This window comes from Frondihabitans sp. 4ASC-45 (genome assembly GCF_049472575.1).
GTDB lineage: Bacteria > Actinomycetota > Actinomycetes > Actinomycetales > Microbacteriaceae > Frondihabitans.
The window spans coordinates 248,511-263,627 of the sequence record NZ_JBCEBN010000003.1 but is presented as its reverse complement, the minus strand read 5'-3'; the positions used below and the strand labels follow the sequence as shown (position 1 = coordinate 263,627).

Sequence of the window (15,117 nt, the reverse complement as noted above, 5' to 3'; positions counted from 1 at the left end):
CGACGAGGAAGTTGTCCAGACGAGCATGACGCAGACACCAGAGCACCACGCCTTCGACGTGATCACCATGGGTCGAGTGGGCGTCGACATCTATCCGCAGCAGGCCGGGGTTCCGCTCGAAGAGGTCGAAACGTTCTCGAAGTCGGTCGGCGGCAGCGCCACGAACGTCGCCATCGCCGCGTCGCGGTACGAGCACCGCACAGCCGTCGTCACGCGCACCGGTAACGACCCCTTCGGTCGGTATGTCGTGAAAGAGCTCGAGCGGCTCGGTGTCTCGACGAAGTTCATCGCATCGGTCGACGGGCTGAATACCCCCGTGACCTTCTGCGAGATCTTCCCGCCCGACGACTTCCCCCTCTACTTCTACCGCGCCCCTAAGGCGCCCGACCTCATGATTTCGGTGAAGTCGCTCGACCTCGCCGCGATCGAGCAGGCCAAGGTCTTCTGGACAACTGTGACGGGCCTCTCCGAGGAGCCCAGCCGGCAGGCTCACCACGTCGCCTATCAGGCTCGTGCCCGCCGCCCGCTGACGATCCTCGACCTCGACTACCGGCCCATGTTCTGGTCGTCGCCCGAAGTCGCCACCCGCGAGGTCGGCCGTGCGCTCGAGCACGTCACCGTGGCAGTCGGCAACCGCGAGGAGTGCGAGATCGCTGTCGGCGAGACCGATCCGCACCGAGCCGCTGACGCGCTTCTCGAACGCGGGGTCGAACTCGCGATCGTCAAGCAGGGGCCGCGGGGAGTGCTCGCGAAGACGGCCGACGAGACGATCGAGGTGCCGGCGCACCTCGTCACCGTCATCAACGGTCTCGGCTCGGGCGACGGCTTCGGCGGCGCCCTCTGCCACGGGCTCATCGAAGGCTGGCCGCTCGAGCGGGTGCTGCGGTTCGCGAATGCCGCCGGCGGCATCGTCGCCACCCGATTCGAGTGCTCGACCGCCATGCCGACCTCGGCCGAGGTCGAGGCCGTCCTCGAGGAGGCTCTCCATGTCTGACGGTTTCGCTCACGACGGCATCGACATCGCGCGGCTCCGCGACATCAGGGCCACGCAGCCCGCTGCCATCGGCGCCGCACTGGAAGCCCGCGTGAAGCGCCCTCTGCTCCAGGGCGACGGACGGCTCTTCATCGTCGCGGCCGATCACACGGCCCGGGGTGCCCTCGGGGTCCGCGGCGACTCGCTGGCCATGTCGGATCGCGGCGAACTGCTGCGACGCCTCGTCGTCGCGCTCGAACGCCCCGGAGTCGACGGCGTGCTCGGAACCCCCGACATCCTCGAAGACCTCGCCCTCCTCGGCGCCCTCGACGGGAAGGTCGTCGTCGGGTCGATGAACCGGGGCGGCCTGCAGGGCGCGAGCTTCGAGATGGACGACCGCTTCACCGCCTATTCGGCCCGCGGTATCGTCGACGCCGGCTTCGACTTCGCGAAGCTGCTCGTGCGGCTCAACCTCGAAGACGCCGGTACGGCGGCGACGGTCGAGGCCACGGCGCGGGCGGTCAGCGAGGCGGCTGCCCTGAAGCTCCCGATCATGCTCGAGCCGTTCGTCTCGAACTGGGTCGACGGCGCGATCGTCAACGACCTCTCGACCGAGGCCGTGATCAAGTCGGTCGCCATCGCCTCGGGCCTCGGAGAGTCAACGGCGTACAGCTGGCTGAAGCTGCCGGTCGTCGATGAGATGGAACGTGTCATGGCGGCGACGACCCTCCCGACCCTGCTCCTCGGCGGCGATCCGGCCGAGAACCCGGACGCGAGCTACGCGAAGTGGGCCGATGCGCTGGCGCAGCCGGGTGTCCGCGGCCTCACCGTCGGGCGCACCCTCCTCTACCCGCCTGACGACGACGTCCAGGGCGCCGTCGACATCGCGGCGAGTCTGGTCCATTCCGAGAAGCCGGCGCCGACGGGGTCCGCGTCGATCCAGCCCGCGCAGACCCAACACGCCTAGTTCAGAAAGAAGCAGCCATGACCACCACCGCTCCCACGACCGACAGCACGGGCACAGCGCTTCCCGAGATCACTCACTGGATCGACGGTCAGCGCGTTGCCGGAACCTCCGGTCGCACCAGCCCGGTCTTCGACCCGGCCCTCGGCGTCGCGACGAAGAACGTCGCCCTCGCCAGCCAAGACGAGATCGACCGGGCCATCGCGAGTGCCAAGAAGGCTTTTCCGGCCTGGCGCGACATGTCGATCACTAAGCGCCAGCAGATCATGTTCCGCTTTCGCGAGCTGGTGAACGAGCGCAAAGACGAGCTCGCCCAGATCCTGACCGCCGAGCACGGCAAGGTCGTCTCCGACTCCCTCGGCGAGATCCAGCGCGGCCTCGAGGTGCTCGAGCTCGCCACCGGCTTCCCGCACCTGATCAAGGGCGAGTTCAGCCAGCAGGTCTCGACGGGTGTCGACGTCTACTCGACCAAATCGCCCCTCGGCGTCGTGGGCATCATCAGCCCCTTCAACTTTCCGGTCATGGTGCCGATGTGGTTCTTCCCCATCGCCATCGCGGTCGGCAACACCGTCGTGCTCAAGCCGAGTGAGAAGGATCCCTCGTCGTCGATCTTCCTGGCCGAGCTGTTCCAGGAGGCGGGGCTTCCCGACGGCGTCTTCACCGTGCTCCAGGGCGACAAGCTCGCCGTCGACGGCCTGCTGAACAGCCCCGACGTGGCCAGCATCTCGTTCGTCGGGTCGACCCCGATCGCGAAGTACATCTACGAGACCGCGGCGAAGAACGGCAAGCGCGTCCAGGCGCTCGGCGGGGCGAAGAACCACATGCTGGTGCTGCCCGACGCCGACCTCGAGCTCGTCGCCGACAGTGCCATCAACGCCGGCTTCGGCTCGGCCGGCGAACGGTGCATGGCGATCAGCGTGCTCGTCGCCGTCGGCGACGTGGCCGACAAGGTCGTGCCGATGATCAAAGAGCGCATGGCGAAGCTCGTCGTCGGCGACGGTCGACGATCCTGCGACATGGGCCCGCTCGTCACCCGGCAGCACCGCGACAAGGTGGCCTCGTACGTCGACATCGCTCTCGAAGACGGTGCCGAGGTCGTCGTCGACGGGCGCGAAGTAGCCGTCGACGGCGAGAAAGACGGCTTCTGGTTCGGCCCCACCCTCATCGACAGGGTTCCGCTCACGAGCCGCGTCTACACCGAAGAGATCTTCGGCCCGGTGCTCAGCGTCGTGCGCGTCGACACCTATGAGGAGGGCGTCGAGCTCATCAACTCGGGTGCGTTCGGCAACGGCACCGCGATCTTCACCAACGACGGCGGCGCCGCGAGACGCTTCCAGAACGAGATCGAGGTCGGCATGATCGGCATCAACGTGCCGATCCCCGTCCCCGTCGCGTACTACTCGTTCGGCGGCTTCAAAGACTCGATCTTCGGCGATTCGAAGGCCTACGGTCTGCAGGGCTTCCACTTCTTCACGCGCGAGAAGGCGATCACGTCGCGCTGGTCCGACCCGTCGTACGGCGGTATCAACCTCGGATTCCCGCAGGCCTAGTCGATGGCTCCGCAGCAGAACTGGTTCCATCCGAGAGGCGCCCTCGCCCGCGACGGCTGGGAGAGCGTCGTCGACGATTCCCTCGAGGGGTGGCAGCACACCGGCATCCGTGTCGGTGCGCTGACCGGGGGCAGGTCGCTCGCGCTCGAGGGCGGCAACGTCGAGCGGATGATCGTCCCGCTGTCGGGCGACGTCCACGTCGCGTACGTGACGAGCGAAGGATCCCACGGCTCACTCGATCTCGCCGGTCGCGCTTCGGTCTTCGACGGTCCGCCCGATGTGGCCTACACGGGTGTGGGCACGAGCGTCGCACTCACCGGCACCGGCCGCGTCGCGGTCGCCGAGGCGCCCGCGACCGAGGCGCTCGACGTGCAGGTGCTCCGCAAGACCGACATTCCCGTCGAGATCCGCGGCGCCGGTCGTTCGACCCGGCAGGTGCACAATTACGGCACCCCGGCGGGCCTTCATGCGCAGAAGCTCATCGTCTGCGAGGTCATCACGCCGGCCGAGAACTGGTCGTCGTACCCGGCGCACAAGCACGACGAGTCGGTGCCCGGTCACGAGTCGAAGCTGGAAGAGATCTATTACTTCGAGTCGGCGGTGTCGCGCAGTGTGACCGCGCCCGCCGAGGCCGACCCGTTCGGCATGTTCGCGACGTACTCGTCGCCGGCCGGCCAGATCGACATCAACGCGCTCGTGCGCACCGGAGACATCGCCCTGGTGCCCTACGGCTATCACGGCCCGGCCGTTGCGGCTCCGGGCTACGACCTCTACTACCTCAACGTGATGGCGGGCCCCGACCCCGAGCGCGTCTGGAACATCTCCGACGATCCGGCGCACGGCTGGGTCAGGGCGGAATGGGAATCGCAGGATCCCGACCCCCGCCTGCCCTACACCGAAACACCGAAAGAAGCGTCTCGATGAGCACCCCGAACACCAAGCGAATGACCGTCGGCCAGGCCCTGGTCGAGTTCCTGGCGAACCAGTGGACGGTCGACGGCGACGTGCGCGAGCGCACAATCCCCGGCATGTTCGGCATCTTCGGCCACGGCAACGTGGCGGGAGTCGGCCAGGCGCTCAAGCAGTTGCACGACACCGACCCCGGCCTCATGCCCTACCTCCAGGCGCGCAACGAGCAGGCGATGGTGCACGAGTCGGTCGGCTTCGCGCGCATGCACCGCCGCCGCGCGACGTACGCCTCGACCGCGTCGGTCGGCCCGGGCGCTGCCAACATGCTCACCGGGGCGGCGCTCGCCACGACGAATCGGCTGCCCGCCCTGCTCCTGCCGAGCGATACTTTCGCGACCCGGGTGTCGGATCCTGTGCTCCAGCAGATCGAGATGCCCCACGACACCTCTGTCAGCGTCAACGACGCGTTCCGCCCGCTGTCGCGGTACTTCGACCGGGTCGATCGCCCCGAGCAGCTCTTCTCGATCGCGCTCGCGGCGATGCGCGTCTTGACCGACCCGGTCGAGACCGGTGCCGTGACGATCGCGCTGCCCGAAGACGTCCAGGCGGAGGCGCTCGACGTGCCGCTCGAGTTCCTCCAACCGCGCGAATGGCACATTCGTCGTCCGGTGCCCGAGAGGGGCCCGCTCGCCCGTGCCGTCGCCGCGATCGCTCACGCGAAGCGCCCCATCATCATCGCCGGTGGCGGCGTGATCTACTCCGACGCCGAGCAGCAGCTGAGGGCGTTCGCCGAAGCCACCGGCATCCCGGTCGGCACGTCGCAGGCGGGCGGGGGAGCCCTCGACTGGGATCACCCGCAGTACCTCGGCGGGGTCGGCGCGACCGGAACCCTCGCGGCCAATCACCTCGCGGCGGAGGCCGACGTCGTCATCGGCATCGGGACGCGGTACAGCGACTTCACGACCGCCTCTCGCACCGCCTTCCAAGATCCCGACGTCACGTTCGTCAACATCAACGTGGCTTCGTTCGACGCCTACAAGCACGGATCGCAGCTGCCGGTGATCGCCGACGCCCGCGAGGCCCTCGACGCGCTCGCCGAGGCCCTCGCCGACTTCCGTGTCGAAGCCGACTACGCCGCTCGCATCAAAGCCGAGAAGGCCGCCTGGGACGCCCTTGTCGACCAGGCGTTCGAGCCGAGCGGCCTCGCGCTCCCCGGCCAGCCCGAGATCATCGGGGCGATCCAGTCGGGCAGCGCCCCCACGGATGTCGTCGTACAGGCCGCCGGATCCTTGCCGGGTGATCTGCACAAGCTCTGGCGCGTGCGCGACAGCCTCGGCTACCACGTCGAGTATGCGTTCTCGTGCATGGGCTATGAGATCGCCGGAGGCATCGGCGTCAAGCGCGCCGCCCCCGAGCGCGACGTGATCGTCATGGTCGGCGACGGGTCGTATCTGATGCTGCACACCGAGCTCGTCACGGCCGTCGCCGAGGGCATCAAGGTGATCGTCGTGCTGATTCAGAACCACGGGTACGCCTCGATCGGCCACCTCTCCGAGACGGTCGGGTCGGAGCGCTTCGGCACCCTCTATCGACGGCAGGATCCCGACACCCTCGACTTCCAGGGGGCCGAGTTGCTCCCGGTCGACCTCGCCATGAACGCGCGCAGCTATGGCCTCGACGTGATCGAGATCGAGCCGACGGCCCGCGCGATCGATGACCTGTCGGCGGCGCTGGCCACCGCCAAGGCGTCCGACACCTCGACGCTGATCCACATCAACAGCGACCCCCGGGTCTACGCGCCCGACGGCGACGGCTGGTGGGACGTGCCGGTGGCCGAGGTCTCGACGATCCCGTCGACGAAGGCCGCCTACGACGACTACCTCGCGGAACGGGCCCACCAGCGTCCGCTCCTCGGCTGACCATTCACCACCTCCACCAGAAAGACGAAGACGTCATGACCGTCACCTCCACCGCCGTCGACCGGGGCATCCGCATCGGCACCGCGCCCGACTCCTGGGGCGTCTGGTTCGCGGAGCACCCCAGCCAGATTCCGTGGGATCGCTTTCTCGACGAGGTCGAGAAGGCCGGCTACGAGTGGATCGAGCTCGGGCCGTTCGGCTACCTGCCGACCGACCCGCACCAGCTCGAAGACGAACTGGGCAAGCGGGGCCTCAAGCTCTCGGCCGGAACGGTCTTCACCGGGCTGCACAAGGGCGACGACCAGTGGCAGCGCGCCTGGGATCAAGCCCTGAACGTCGCGGGTCTCGCCTCGAAGCTCGGCGCAGAGCACCTCGTCGTGATCCCCGACCTCTGGCGGAGCGACCTCGACGCGAGTGTGATCGAGTCGCGCACGCTGACGACCGAGCAGTGGGGCAAGCTCGGCGCGGGCCACGACAAGCTCGGCAAAGCGCTACTCGAAGAGTTCGGCGTGAAGCAGCAGTTCCACACGCACGCCGACAGCCACGTCGGCACTTACCAGGAGACCGAGCGGTTCCTCGAGGTGACCGACCAGCAGTTCACGAACCTCTGTCTCGACACCGGGCACTTCGCCTACTACGGCGGCGACAACGTGAGGCTCATCGAGCAGTATCCCGACCGCATCGGCTACCTCCACCTCAAGCAGGTCGACTCCGACCTGCGCTTCACGGTGCTGAAGAACGACATCCCGTTCGGCGACGCCGTCGCGATGGGCGTCATGGTCGAACCGCCGACGGGGGTGCCCGAGTTCGCGCCGATCATCGAGGCGGTCGCGAAGATCGACCCGACCATCTTCGGCATCGTCGAGCAAGACATGTTCCCGGTCTCATCGATCGACCTGCCCCTCGGCATCGCCACCCGCACCCGCGAGCACATCTTCGGCTGCACGTCGGCCGCCCGCATCCACTGATCCGCTTCCGCTCTCAAGGAGACCCCATGTCTGTGTCACCCGCTCCCCTCCGCGTCGCCGTCGTCGGCGCCGGTGCCATGGGCGCCGACCACGTCCGCCGAATCACCACCCGGATCTCGGGCGCCGAGGTCACGGCGATCGTCGACCCCGACACCGGCCGCGCCACGGCCGCCGCCGAGCTCGCGCCGGGCTCGGTGACCTTCGCCTCGTTCGAGGAGGCCTTGGAGGCCGTCGAACTCGACGCCGTCATCATCGCGACGCCCGGGTTCTTGCACGAGCCGGTGATCCTGCCCGCGCTCGATGCGGGTCTGGCGATCCTGAGCGAGAAACCGCTGAGCGACACGGTCGAGTCGAGCCTTCGCATCGTCGAGGCCGAGCAGAAGCTCGCTCGCCCGCACATCCAGGTGGGCTTCATGCGCCGGTTCGACGCCGGCTACCTCCAGCTCCGGGAGCTCGTGGAACGCGGCGACAACGGCGCGCTGCTCGCCCTCCACTGCGCGCATCGCAACCCGTCGACACCGCCGAACTACTCCGAGTCGGCCCTCATCACCGACTCGGTCATCCACGAGATCGACATCGTGCCGTTCCTCACCGGCGAGCCCATCGTCTCGGTCGAAGTGAAGAAGCCGCGCCGCAACTCGCTCGCCCCCGACGGCCTCGTCGAGCCGCAGTTCGTGCTGTTCGAAACCGCGTCGGGCACGCTGGCCATCGTCGAGATCAGCGTCAACATCCAGTTCGGCTACCAGGTCACCACCGACGCCGTCTTCGAGTCGGGAGTCGCCTCGATCGGGCGCGCCGAGACGATCCAGATCGCCTCTGCCGGGCAGATCGGCCAGTCGGTGACCCCGTCGTTCAAGGAGCGCTTCGGGCTCGCCTACGACACCGAGATCCAGCGCTGGGTCGACGCTGCGCACCGGGGTGAGATCGACGGACCCTCGGCCTGGGACGGCTACCTCGCCAGCGTCGTCGCCGACGCCGGTGTGCTCGCGCAGCAGTCGGGCAAGAAAGAACCCGTCACCTACGCGATCGAGAAGCCGGCCTTCTACGAGACGCGGCAGTCGCTCGCGACGGCCCCTTCCTCGGCGACGGCCTAGTCGGATCCTGAAGCCATGGTGAAGATCGCTCTCGACCCGACCCCGTTCCATCACGACTACTCCCTGCTCGAGCTGCCGCAGAAGGTGCGCGACCTCGGGTACGACTACCTCCAGCTCACCCCGCACAAAGACTTCGTCCCCTTCTTTCGTCACCCAAAGGCAGACGACGACCTGGTCGACGCGTTCGCCGCAGCCTGCGCGAACGCGGGAGTACAGGTGGCGTCGGTGCTGCCGGTGCTGCGCTGGTCGAGCCCGGTCGAGGCCGAACGTCTCGCGGCTGTGAAGCAGTGGAAGCGCGTGATCGACATCACCGCCAGGCTCGGCGTCGATCTGATCAACACCGAGTTCAGCGGCCGACCCGAGCTGCAGGAGGAGTCGGAGCGCGCCTTCTACGAGTCGATGGAAGAGCTGCTGCCGCTCTTCGAGCGCGAGGGCATCCGCGTGCTGATCGACCCGCACCCCGACGACTTCGTCGAGGACGGCCTCGAGGCGGTGCGCGTGATCCGCGGGCTCAATTCGAAGCAGGTCGGGTTCGCCTTCGTGGCCTGCCACACGTTCCACTACGGCGATCAGACACCCGCCATCTTCGAGGCGGCAGGGCAGTCCATCGGCCTCGTGCACATCGCCGACACGTTCGACCACCACCGGTCGCACGGCTTGCGGTACATCACGAATCCGCCGGGCAACGCGGTCCGGGTGCACCAGCACCTGCCGATCGGGGGCGGCGACGTCGACTTCGGCGAGTTCTTCGGCGGGCTGAAAGGCCTTGGGTTCTTCGACCGCGACGACACCGTCGCGGTGTCGAGCGTGTTCGCCGACGACGAGAACGCCGACGAGGTGTCGCGCTATCAGCTCGCCGAGATCCGGTCGCGGATCGCCTCGGCCTGAGCTTCGACACCGCTTTGCGGTAACGACGCCGTCGATCGACGGTGCCTCATCCGAAAAGCGGTGGCATCGTGCACGAGCCATGTTAGGACAATAAGACCAGAGCACCTAGGCTGGTCGACGAGACGGGAGACCCACCATGACGACGACTGCCACCGACACGCGCCCCAGCACACTTCGAGCCGCGCACGACACGCCCACCAGCCTCTGGAACGATTCCGCGGATCCTCGTGAACTGAGCCGGTCGATCGCCGAGTTCGGCGCCGTCGGGGCGACCTGCAACCCGGTGATCGCCTACACCTGCATCAGGAACGACCCCGAGACCTGGGTGCCGCGCATCCGTCAGCTGGCCGACGAGTTCCCCACCGCGGGGGAGTCGGAGCTCGGCTGGAAGGCCGTTGAAGAGCTGTCGATCGGCGCCGCTCAGCTGCTCGAGCCGGCCTTCGAGGCGTCGGGCGGGCGCAACGGCCGTCTCTCGATGCAGACCGACCCGCGCTTTCACCGCGACAAAGACGCCCTGGTCGCACAAGCCATCTACTTCTCAGGGCTCGCGAAGAACATCATCGTGAAGATCCCGGCGACGAAGCTGGGCATCGAGGCGATCGAGGAGGCCGTCTACCGGGGCGTCAGCATCAACGCCACGGTCTCGTTCACCGTGGCTCAGGCCGTCGCTGTCGCGCAGGCGATGGAGCGCGCCCTCGACCGCCGCGCCGCCGACGGGCTGCCTGAAAAAGAGTTCGGCAACGTCGTCACGATCATGGGCGGGCGCCTCGACGACTGGCTCAAGGCCGTCGTCAAGCGCGACCGGATCATGATCGACCCCGGCTACCTCGAATGGGCCGGCGTCGCCGCGCTCAAGAAGGCGCACCACCTCTTCACGGCGCGCGGCTATCGGGCCCGCGTGCTGTCGGCGGCCTTCCGCAACCACCTGCAGTGGTCGGAGCTCGTCGGCGGCGATCTGGTGGTCTCCCCGCCGTTCCAGTGGCAGGTCGATATCAACGCAGCAGCCATTCCGGCCGAGAACCGCATCGACGTCCCCGTGGATCCTGAGATCATCCAGAGCCTGCGCGATAAGGTTCCCGAGTTCAGTCGCAGCTACGACGAAGACGGCATGACGCCCGACGAATTCGACCGCTTTGGTGCCACCGTCACGACGTTGCGCCAGTTCCTCGACGCCGACGCTCAGCTCGATGCGCTGGTGCGCGACATCCTGGTTCCCGCGGTCTGACTCCCACACTCGCAACCCCCAAAACCGAAGGATCCCCATGCCCCTCGTTCGTATCGACGTCATCCAGGGCCACTCCGCCGAGACGCTCACCGCCATCGCCGACGCCATTCACGAAGCCATCGTCGAGGTCTACGAGATTCCGCCCCGCGACCGCTTCCAGATCATCACCGAGCAGCCCGCCGCGCGGATCATCGCTCAAGACGCCGGTCTCGGCTTCGAGCGCACCGACGGTGTCGTCATGATCCAGATCTTCACGCAGCGCGGTCGTTCGACCGGCGACAAGGCGGCGCTCTACGCCCGGATCGCCTCCGGGCTCGCGGCTGTCGGTGTCGCGGGCGAGAACGTGTTCATCGGCTACGTCGAGAACGGGCCGGAAGACTGGTCGTTCGGCTTCGGTGCCGCGCAGTACATGACGGGCGAGCTGAACGTTCCCAAGGCCTAAGACGGCTCAGCTACGAGGCTCAGAGCCTCAAAGGCTCTCGGCTACTTTTCGACCAGCGTGATGGAGAACGAGTAGAGGTCGGGGCGGTAGCAGTGGTAGCCGACCTCGACGGCTCGGCCGGAGGCGTCGTAGGCCGTGCGGGTCATCGTGAGCACGGCACCGTGCTCGTCGATCTCGAGCAGAGACGCTTCGTCGTCGTAGCTGGCTCGCGCTCCGATGGTCTGCTTCGCGACGCGGATCGTCACGCCCCGGCCGCGGAGGATCTGATAGAGGCCGAACTCGTCGAAGTCGACCTCTGACAGGTCGGCCACCGCGGTCGGAAGGTAGTTCTCGAGTAGAGCGACGGGAACATCGTCGGCCAGGCGCAGGCGCCGGAGGTGGGTTACGGGGTCTCCGACGTCGATGCCCAGGGCGTTGGCGATCGGTTCGTCGGCCGGGATGACGCTGTGGCCGAGCACGGTCGTCGTGGGATGCTGATCGCCGTTCTTGAGGTCGTCGAAGAGGCTGGTCAGTTCGACCTTCCGGCTGACCGGACCGTGCACGACCTGCGTGCCGATGCCCCGCCGCCTGACGAGAAGACCCTTGTCGACCAGCTCCTGAATAGCGCGTCGAATAGTGGGGCGCGAGAGGCCGAGCCGTTCCCCGAGGGCGACCTCGTTCTCCAGGCGCGATCCGGCGGGCAGGCGGCCGGAGGTGATGGCCTGCTCGAGGCGGGTCGAGACCTGGAAGTACAGGGGCATGGGCCCGGATCGGTCGAGATCCATGAAGAGGTCCGCTGGTAAGACGCCATCCTGCGCTGTCATCGCCACTCCCCGCTGCACGGGCGACCCCGTAGACCGCAAGGTCTGGCCGCATATGTGCTGACAATAGCATCCCTCCAGTTCAGGGAGCGTCGGCTCGAACCGGAGGTCAGCGTTGCAGGCACTTTGGGGGACTGCGCGGTGAGTTTGCGACACGTAGCGTGGGAGCAACCGATCGCTTGGGAGCCCCATGCCGCGCACTGTCCGTTCCTCCACAGCCTTGGCCGTCTCGACCTTCGCCGTTGCGGCCCTCGTCGCCGGTGGTCTCGTGGCGGCCGCGCCGGCGCCCGCCGAGGCTGCTACGACCGCGGCCGTTACGACCGCTCTGGCCGTCCGCGTCGCCGGATCGCAGGGGTCGTGGCATCTCACTGTCGGAGGCAAGGCCTACACGGTGAAGGGCGTCACCTACGACCCGAACGTCAACGCACCCGCGAAGTACCTTCCCGACATCGCGTCGATGGGCGCGAACACCGTGCGCGACTGGGGCACCGACGTCTCGAGCACGACCGACACCTTCTTCGCGCAGGCTCGCGCCAACCGCCTCCGCGTGATCGCGGGTCTGTGGATCGATCAGAACCAGAATTGGACGACGAACTCGGCCTACCAGAAGCAGGCGCTAGCGACCATCAAGAAGACCGTGACGGCCTACAAAAACGACAACGCGGTGCTGATGTGGGACGTCGGTAACGAGGTAATGCTCACCCTGCCGAATGCGACTCAGCGGGCCGGTTACGCGAAGTTCATCGAGAAGGCCGCGAAGGCGATCCACGCCATCGACTCCCACCACTTGGTGACCTCCACCGACGCTCAGACGGCGTTCTGGCCGGCGTACGAGAAGTACGCGCCGTCCCTCGACGTGTTCGGGCTCAACATGTACGGCGGGATTCCGACGGTCGAGAAGGCGTGGCGGGCCGGGAAGTTCACCAAGCCGTACGTGCTCACCGAGGCGGGCCCCTTCGGATCCTGGGAGGTCGCGCGCGACGCGAACGGTCAGCCGGTCCAGCCGACCGATGCGGCCAACGCCCGCACCTACGCGTCGGCGTGGTCGAACATCACCGGGGCCCGGGGCATCTCGCTCGGCGGCACCATGTTCCACTACAGCAATCAGACCGACCTGCAGTCTCTCTGGTTCGGCATCCGGCCTGGAGACAAGAAGCGCGCCTCGTACTACGCGCTCGCGAAGGACTGGGGCGGGTCGGTCGGCTCGAACCGGCCGCCGGTCGTGTCGTCGCTGCGGTTCTCGGTCGGGTCGGTGAAGGCCGGCAAGACGTTCACCCTTGCGGCGCCGGCGGCGGATCCTGACCGCGACAAGCTGACCTGGAGCGTCTCGCGGACGTCGGCAACGATCGACCAGAACGGCACCGCCCCGCGCGCCAACTTCACGAAGGTGAGCACCGGGCGGTATCGGATCAAGGCTCCCGCGGCGGCCGGCGTCTACCGCTTCTACGTGCAGGTGTCGGACGGCAAGGGCAACGTCGACATCGAGTCGAAGACGATCAAGGTCGTGCGCTAGCTCCCGGAGCCGTTCGAACGAGGGCCCCTAGACGAAGCGGACAGCCGTCTTCGGCGTGAGCGTGTTGATGCGCACGCCGGTCGCGGCCGCGAGCTCGTCGACCGTGGTGGCACCGTGCCGCTCGGCGGCGTGCACGATGATCGCCGCGCAGGCCTCGGCGTCGGCCAGGGCATCGTGGTGCTGGAATCCCTCGAACCCGGCAGCCATCGCCGCGACCGGCAGGCGGTACGACTCGAGCGCGTAGGTCTTGCGCGCCACCTGGAGGCTGCAGAGGTAGCGCGACGCCGGCGGTTCGAGCCCGGTCGCGGCGCACCCGCCCCGGATCACACCCATGTCGAACCCGGCGTTGTGCGCGACCAGCACGTCGTCTCCCGCGAACGTCACCAGGTCGGCCAGCTGCTCGTGCCAGCCGAGCGCATCGATCACGTCGTCGCGCCGGATGCCGTGGATGCGGGTGTTCCACTCGCTGAAGTCGTCGTACCCGAACGGCGGCTTGATCAGCCACGACACCGCGTCGACGACGACACCGCTGCGGACCTTCACGAGACCGACCGAACAAGCTGACGCGCTGGAGGAGTTCGCGGTCTCGAAGTCGATTGCTACGTAGTCGAGGGGCACGGTGTCATGGTGACACGGGCCTCAGACATTCAGGATCCGACGCCCCGATCTCGAACCGGCCACCTCGGGTCTGTGACCCGGTCTCCGCGACCTGCGCCGCCCGGATCCTTCGTTCTGTGGGGCCGGTTAGGCTTGGGGACCGTGGCTCTCACTATCGCGATCGTCGGACTCCCCAATGTGGGCAAGTCCACCCTCTTCAACGCCCTGACAAAGAACCAGGTTCTGGCGGCGAACTACCCGTTCGCCACCATCGAGCCGAACGTCGGTATCGTCAACCTGCCCGACCCGCGCCTCGGCGTGCTGGCGGGCATCTTCGGCAGCGAGAAGATCCTGCCCGCGCCGGTGTCGTTCGTCGACATCGCCGGCATCGTCAAGGGCGCGTCGGAGGGGGAGGGGCTCGGCAACAAGTTCCTCGCCAACATCCGCGAGGCCGACGCCATCGCCGAGGTCGTGCGCGGCTTCGTCGACCCCGACGTCGTGCACGTCGACGGTGAGGTCAACCCCGAGAACGACATGGGCACGATCAACACCGAGCTGATCCTCGCCGACCTCGAGACCGTCGAGAAGGCGCTCGTCCGGTACGAGAAAGAACTGCGCCTCAAGCGCGTCGAGCCCATCACGCACGAGACCGCCGTCGCCGCCCGCGACGCCTTGCAGCGCGGCGAGGCCCTCTCGGCCACGTCGATCGACCTGTCGCCCATCGCCGAGCTCGGTCTGCTGACCGCGAAGCCCTTCATCTACGTCTTCAACGTCGACGAGACGATCATCAACTCGGAATCGCGCAAGGCCGAGCTCGCAGCGCTCGTCGCGCCGGCCGAAGCGGTGTTCCTCGACGCGAAGATCGAGTCGGAGCTCATCGACCTCGACCCGGAGGATGCCGCCGAGCTGCTCGCCTCCACCGGTCAGGAGGAGTCAGGCCTCGACCAGCTCGCGCGCATCGGCTTCGACACGCTCGGCCTGCAGACCTACCTCACGGCCGGCCCCAAAGAGACCCGCGCCTGGACGATCAGCAAGGGTTGGAAGGCCCCGCAGGCCGCCGGCGTCATTCACACCGACTTTGAGAAGGGCTTCATCAAGGCCGAGGTCATCTCGTACTCCGACCTCGTCGAGACCGGCTCGATCGCCGACGCCCGCTCGGCCGGCAAGGCCCGCATCGAGGGCAAGGAATACGTCATGCAGGATGGCGACGTGGTGGAGTTCCGCTTCAACAACTAGCTAGCCCGGAAACGCGGCGATCTAGCGGCCGGCAGTGAT

General features: G+C 67.5%; 14 protein-coding genes. 12 read left to right on the top strand and 2 right to left on the bottom strand.

The genetic code is table 11. From position 1 onward, the window contains the following. The first annotated feature begins 25 nt into the window (after positions 1-25). The 10 genes from iolC (at position 26) to VH571_RS07355 (ending at position 10,932) form a co-directional block, all read left to right on the top strand. Positions 26-994, top strand: a complete 969-nt coding sequence (gene iolC / locus VH571_RS07400) for a 5-dehydro-2-deoxygluconokinase (protein WP_423263961.1) — start codon at positions 26-28, stop codon at positions 992-994. Continuing rightward, the gene (locus tag VH571_RS07395; RefSeq protein WP_423263960.1) at positions 987-1,940 is read left to right on the top strand and encodes a class I fructose-bisphosphate aldolase; all 954 of its coding nucleotides are present in this window, start codon (positions 987-989) and stop codon (positions 1,938-1,940) included. The genes iolC and VH571_RS07395 overlap by 8 nt, the downstream gene beginning before the upstream one ends. Before the next feature lie 17 nt (positions 1,941-1,957). Beyond that, on the top strand, positions 1,958-3,487 hold the full coding sequence (locus VH571_RS07390; RefSeq protein ID WP_423263959.1) for a CoA-acylating methylmalonate-semialdehyde dehydrogenase: 1,530 nt from the start codon (positions 1,958-1,960) through the stop codon (positions 3,485-3,487). 3 nt (positions 3,488-3,490) lie between these two features. After that, positions 3,491-4,411, top strand: coding sequence for a 5-deoxy-glucuronate isomerase (gene iolB / locus VH571_RS07385; protein ID WP_423263957.1), 921 nt, complete (start codon positions 3,491-3,493; stop codon positions 4,409-4,411). Continuing rightward, positions 4,408-6,315 (top strand): 3D-(3,5/4)-trihydroxycyclohexane-1,2-dione acylhydrolase (decyclizing), encoded by a 1,908-nt coding sequence (gene iolD / locus VH571_RS07380; protein ID WP_423263956.1) that lies wholly within the window; start codon positions 4,408-4,410, stop codon positions 6,313-6,315. Before iolB ends, iolD begins: the two co-directional genes overlap by 4 nt. A gap of 35 nt (positions 6,316-6,350) precedes the next feature. Continuing rightward, positions 6,351-7,283 carry a sugar phosphate isomerase/epimerase family protein gene (locus tag VH571_RS07375; RefSeq protein ID WP_423263955.1) on the top strand — a complete coding sequence of 311 codons (933 nt, stop codon included), beginning with the start codon at positions 6,351-6,353 and terminating at the stop codon, positions 7,281-7,283. 26 nt (positions 7,284-7,309) lie between these two features. Further along, the gene (locus tag VH571_RS07370; RefSeq protein WP_423263954.1) at positions 7,310-8,377 is read left to right on the top strand and encodes a Gfo/Idh/MocA family protein; all 1,068 of its coding nucleotides are present in this window, start codon (positions 7,310-7,312) and stop codon (positions 8,375-8,377) included. A gap of 18 nt (positions 8,378-8,395) precedes the next feature. After that, a complete protein-coding gene (locus tag VH571_RS07365) occupies positions 8,396-9,265 on the top strand; it encodes a sugar phosphate isomerase/epimerase family protein (RefSeq protein ID WP_423264023.1) in 870 nt (289 codons plus the stop codon). Positions 9,266-9,401: 136 nt separating this feature from the next. Beyond that, complete coding sequence (locus VH571_RS07360) at positions 9,402-10,490, top strand: transaldolase family protein (protein WP_423263953.1); 1,089 nt, start codon at positions 9,402-9,404, stop codon at positions 10,488-10,490. A 37-nt stretch (positions 10,491-10,527) separates the two neighbouring features. Beyond that, positions 10,528-10,932, top strand: a complete 405-nt coding sequence (locus VH571_RS07355) for a tautomerase family protein (RefSeq protein WP_423263952.1) — start codon at positions 10,528-10,530, stop codon at positions 10,930-10,932. A gap of 41 nt (positions 10,933-10,973) precedes the next feature. On the opposite strand, the gene VH571_RS07350 is transcribed toward VH571_RS07355, so the two are convergent. Further along, complete coding sequence (locus VH571_RS07350; protein ID WP_423263951.1) at positions 10,974-11,735, bottom strand: GntR family transcriptional regulator; 762 nt, start codon at positions 11,733-11,735, stop codon at positions 10,974-10,976. Between the two features lie 187 nt (positions 11,736-11,922). Here VH571_RS07350 and VH571_RS07345 point away from each other — a divergent pair, with 187 nt between their 5' ends. Beyond that, positions 11,923-13,245 carry a glycoside hydrolase family 2 TIM barrel-domain containing protein gene (locus VH571_RS07345; RefSeq protein ID WP_423263950.1) on the top strand — a complete coding sequence of 441 codons (1,323 nt, stop codon included), beginning with the start codon at positions 11,923-11,925 and terminating at the stop codon, positions 13,243-13,245. A gap of 27 nt (positions 13,246-13,272) precedes the next feature. On the opposite strand, the gene VH571_RS07340 is transcribed toward VH571_RS07345, so the two are convergent. After that, entirely contained in the window at positions 13,273-13,863 is a 591-nt protein-coding gene (locus tag VH571_RS07340; RefSeq protein WP_423263949.1) for an exonuclease domain-containing protein, read from the bottom strand. A 141-nt stretch (positions 13,864-14,004) separates the two neighbouring features. Between VH571_RS07340 and ychF the strand changes: the two genes are divergently transcribed. Then, a complete protein-coding gene (ychF, locus tag VH571_RS07335) occupies positions 14,005-15,078 on the top strand; it encodes a redox-regulated ATPase YchF (protein WP_055963162.1) in 1,074 nt (357 codons plus the stop codon). Positions 15,079-15,117 lie beyond the last annotated feature (39 nt).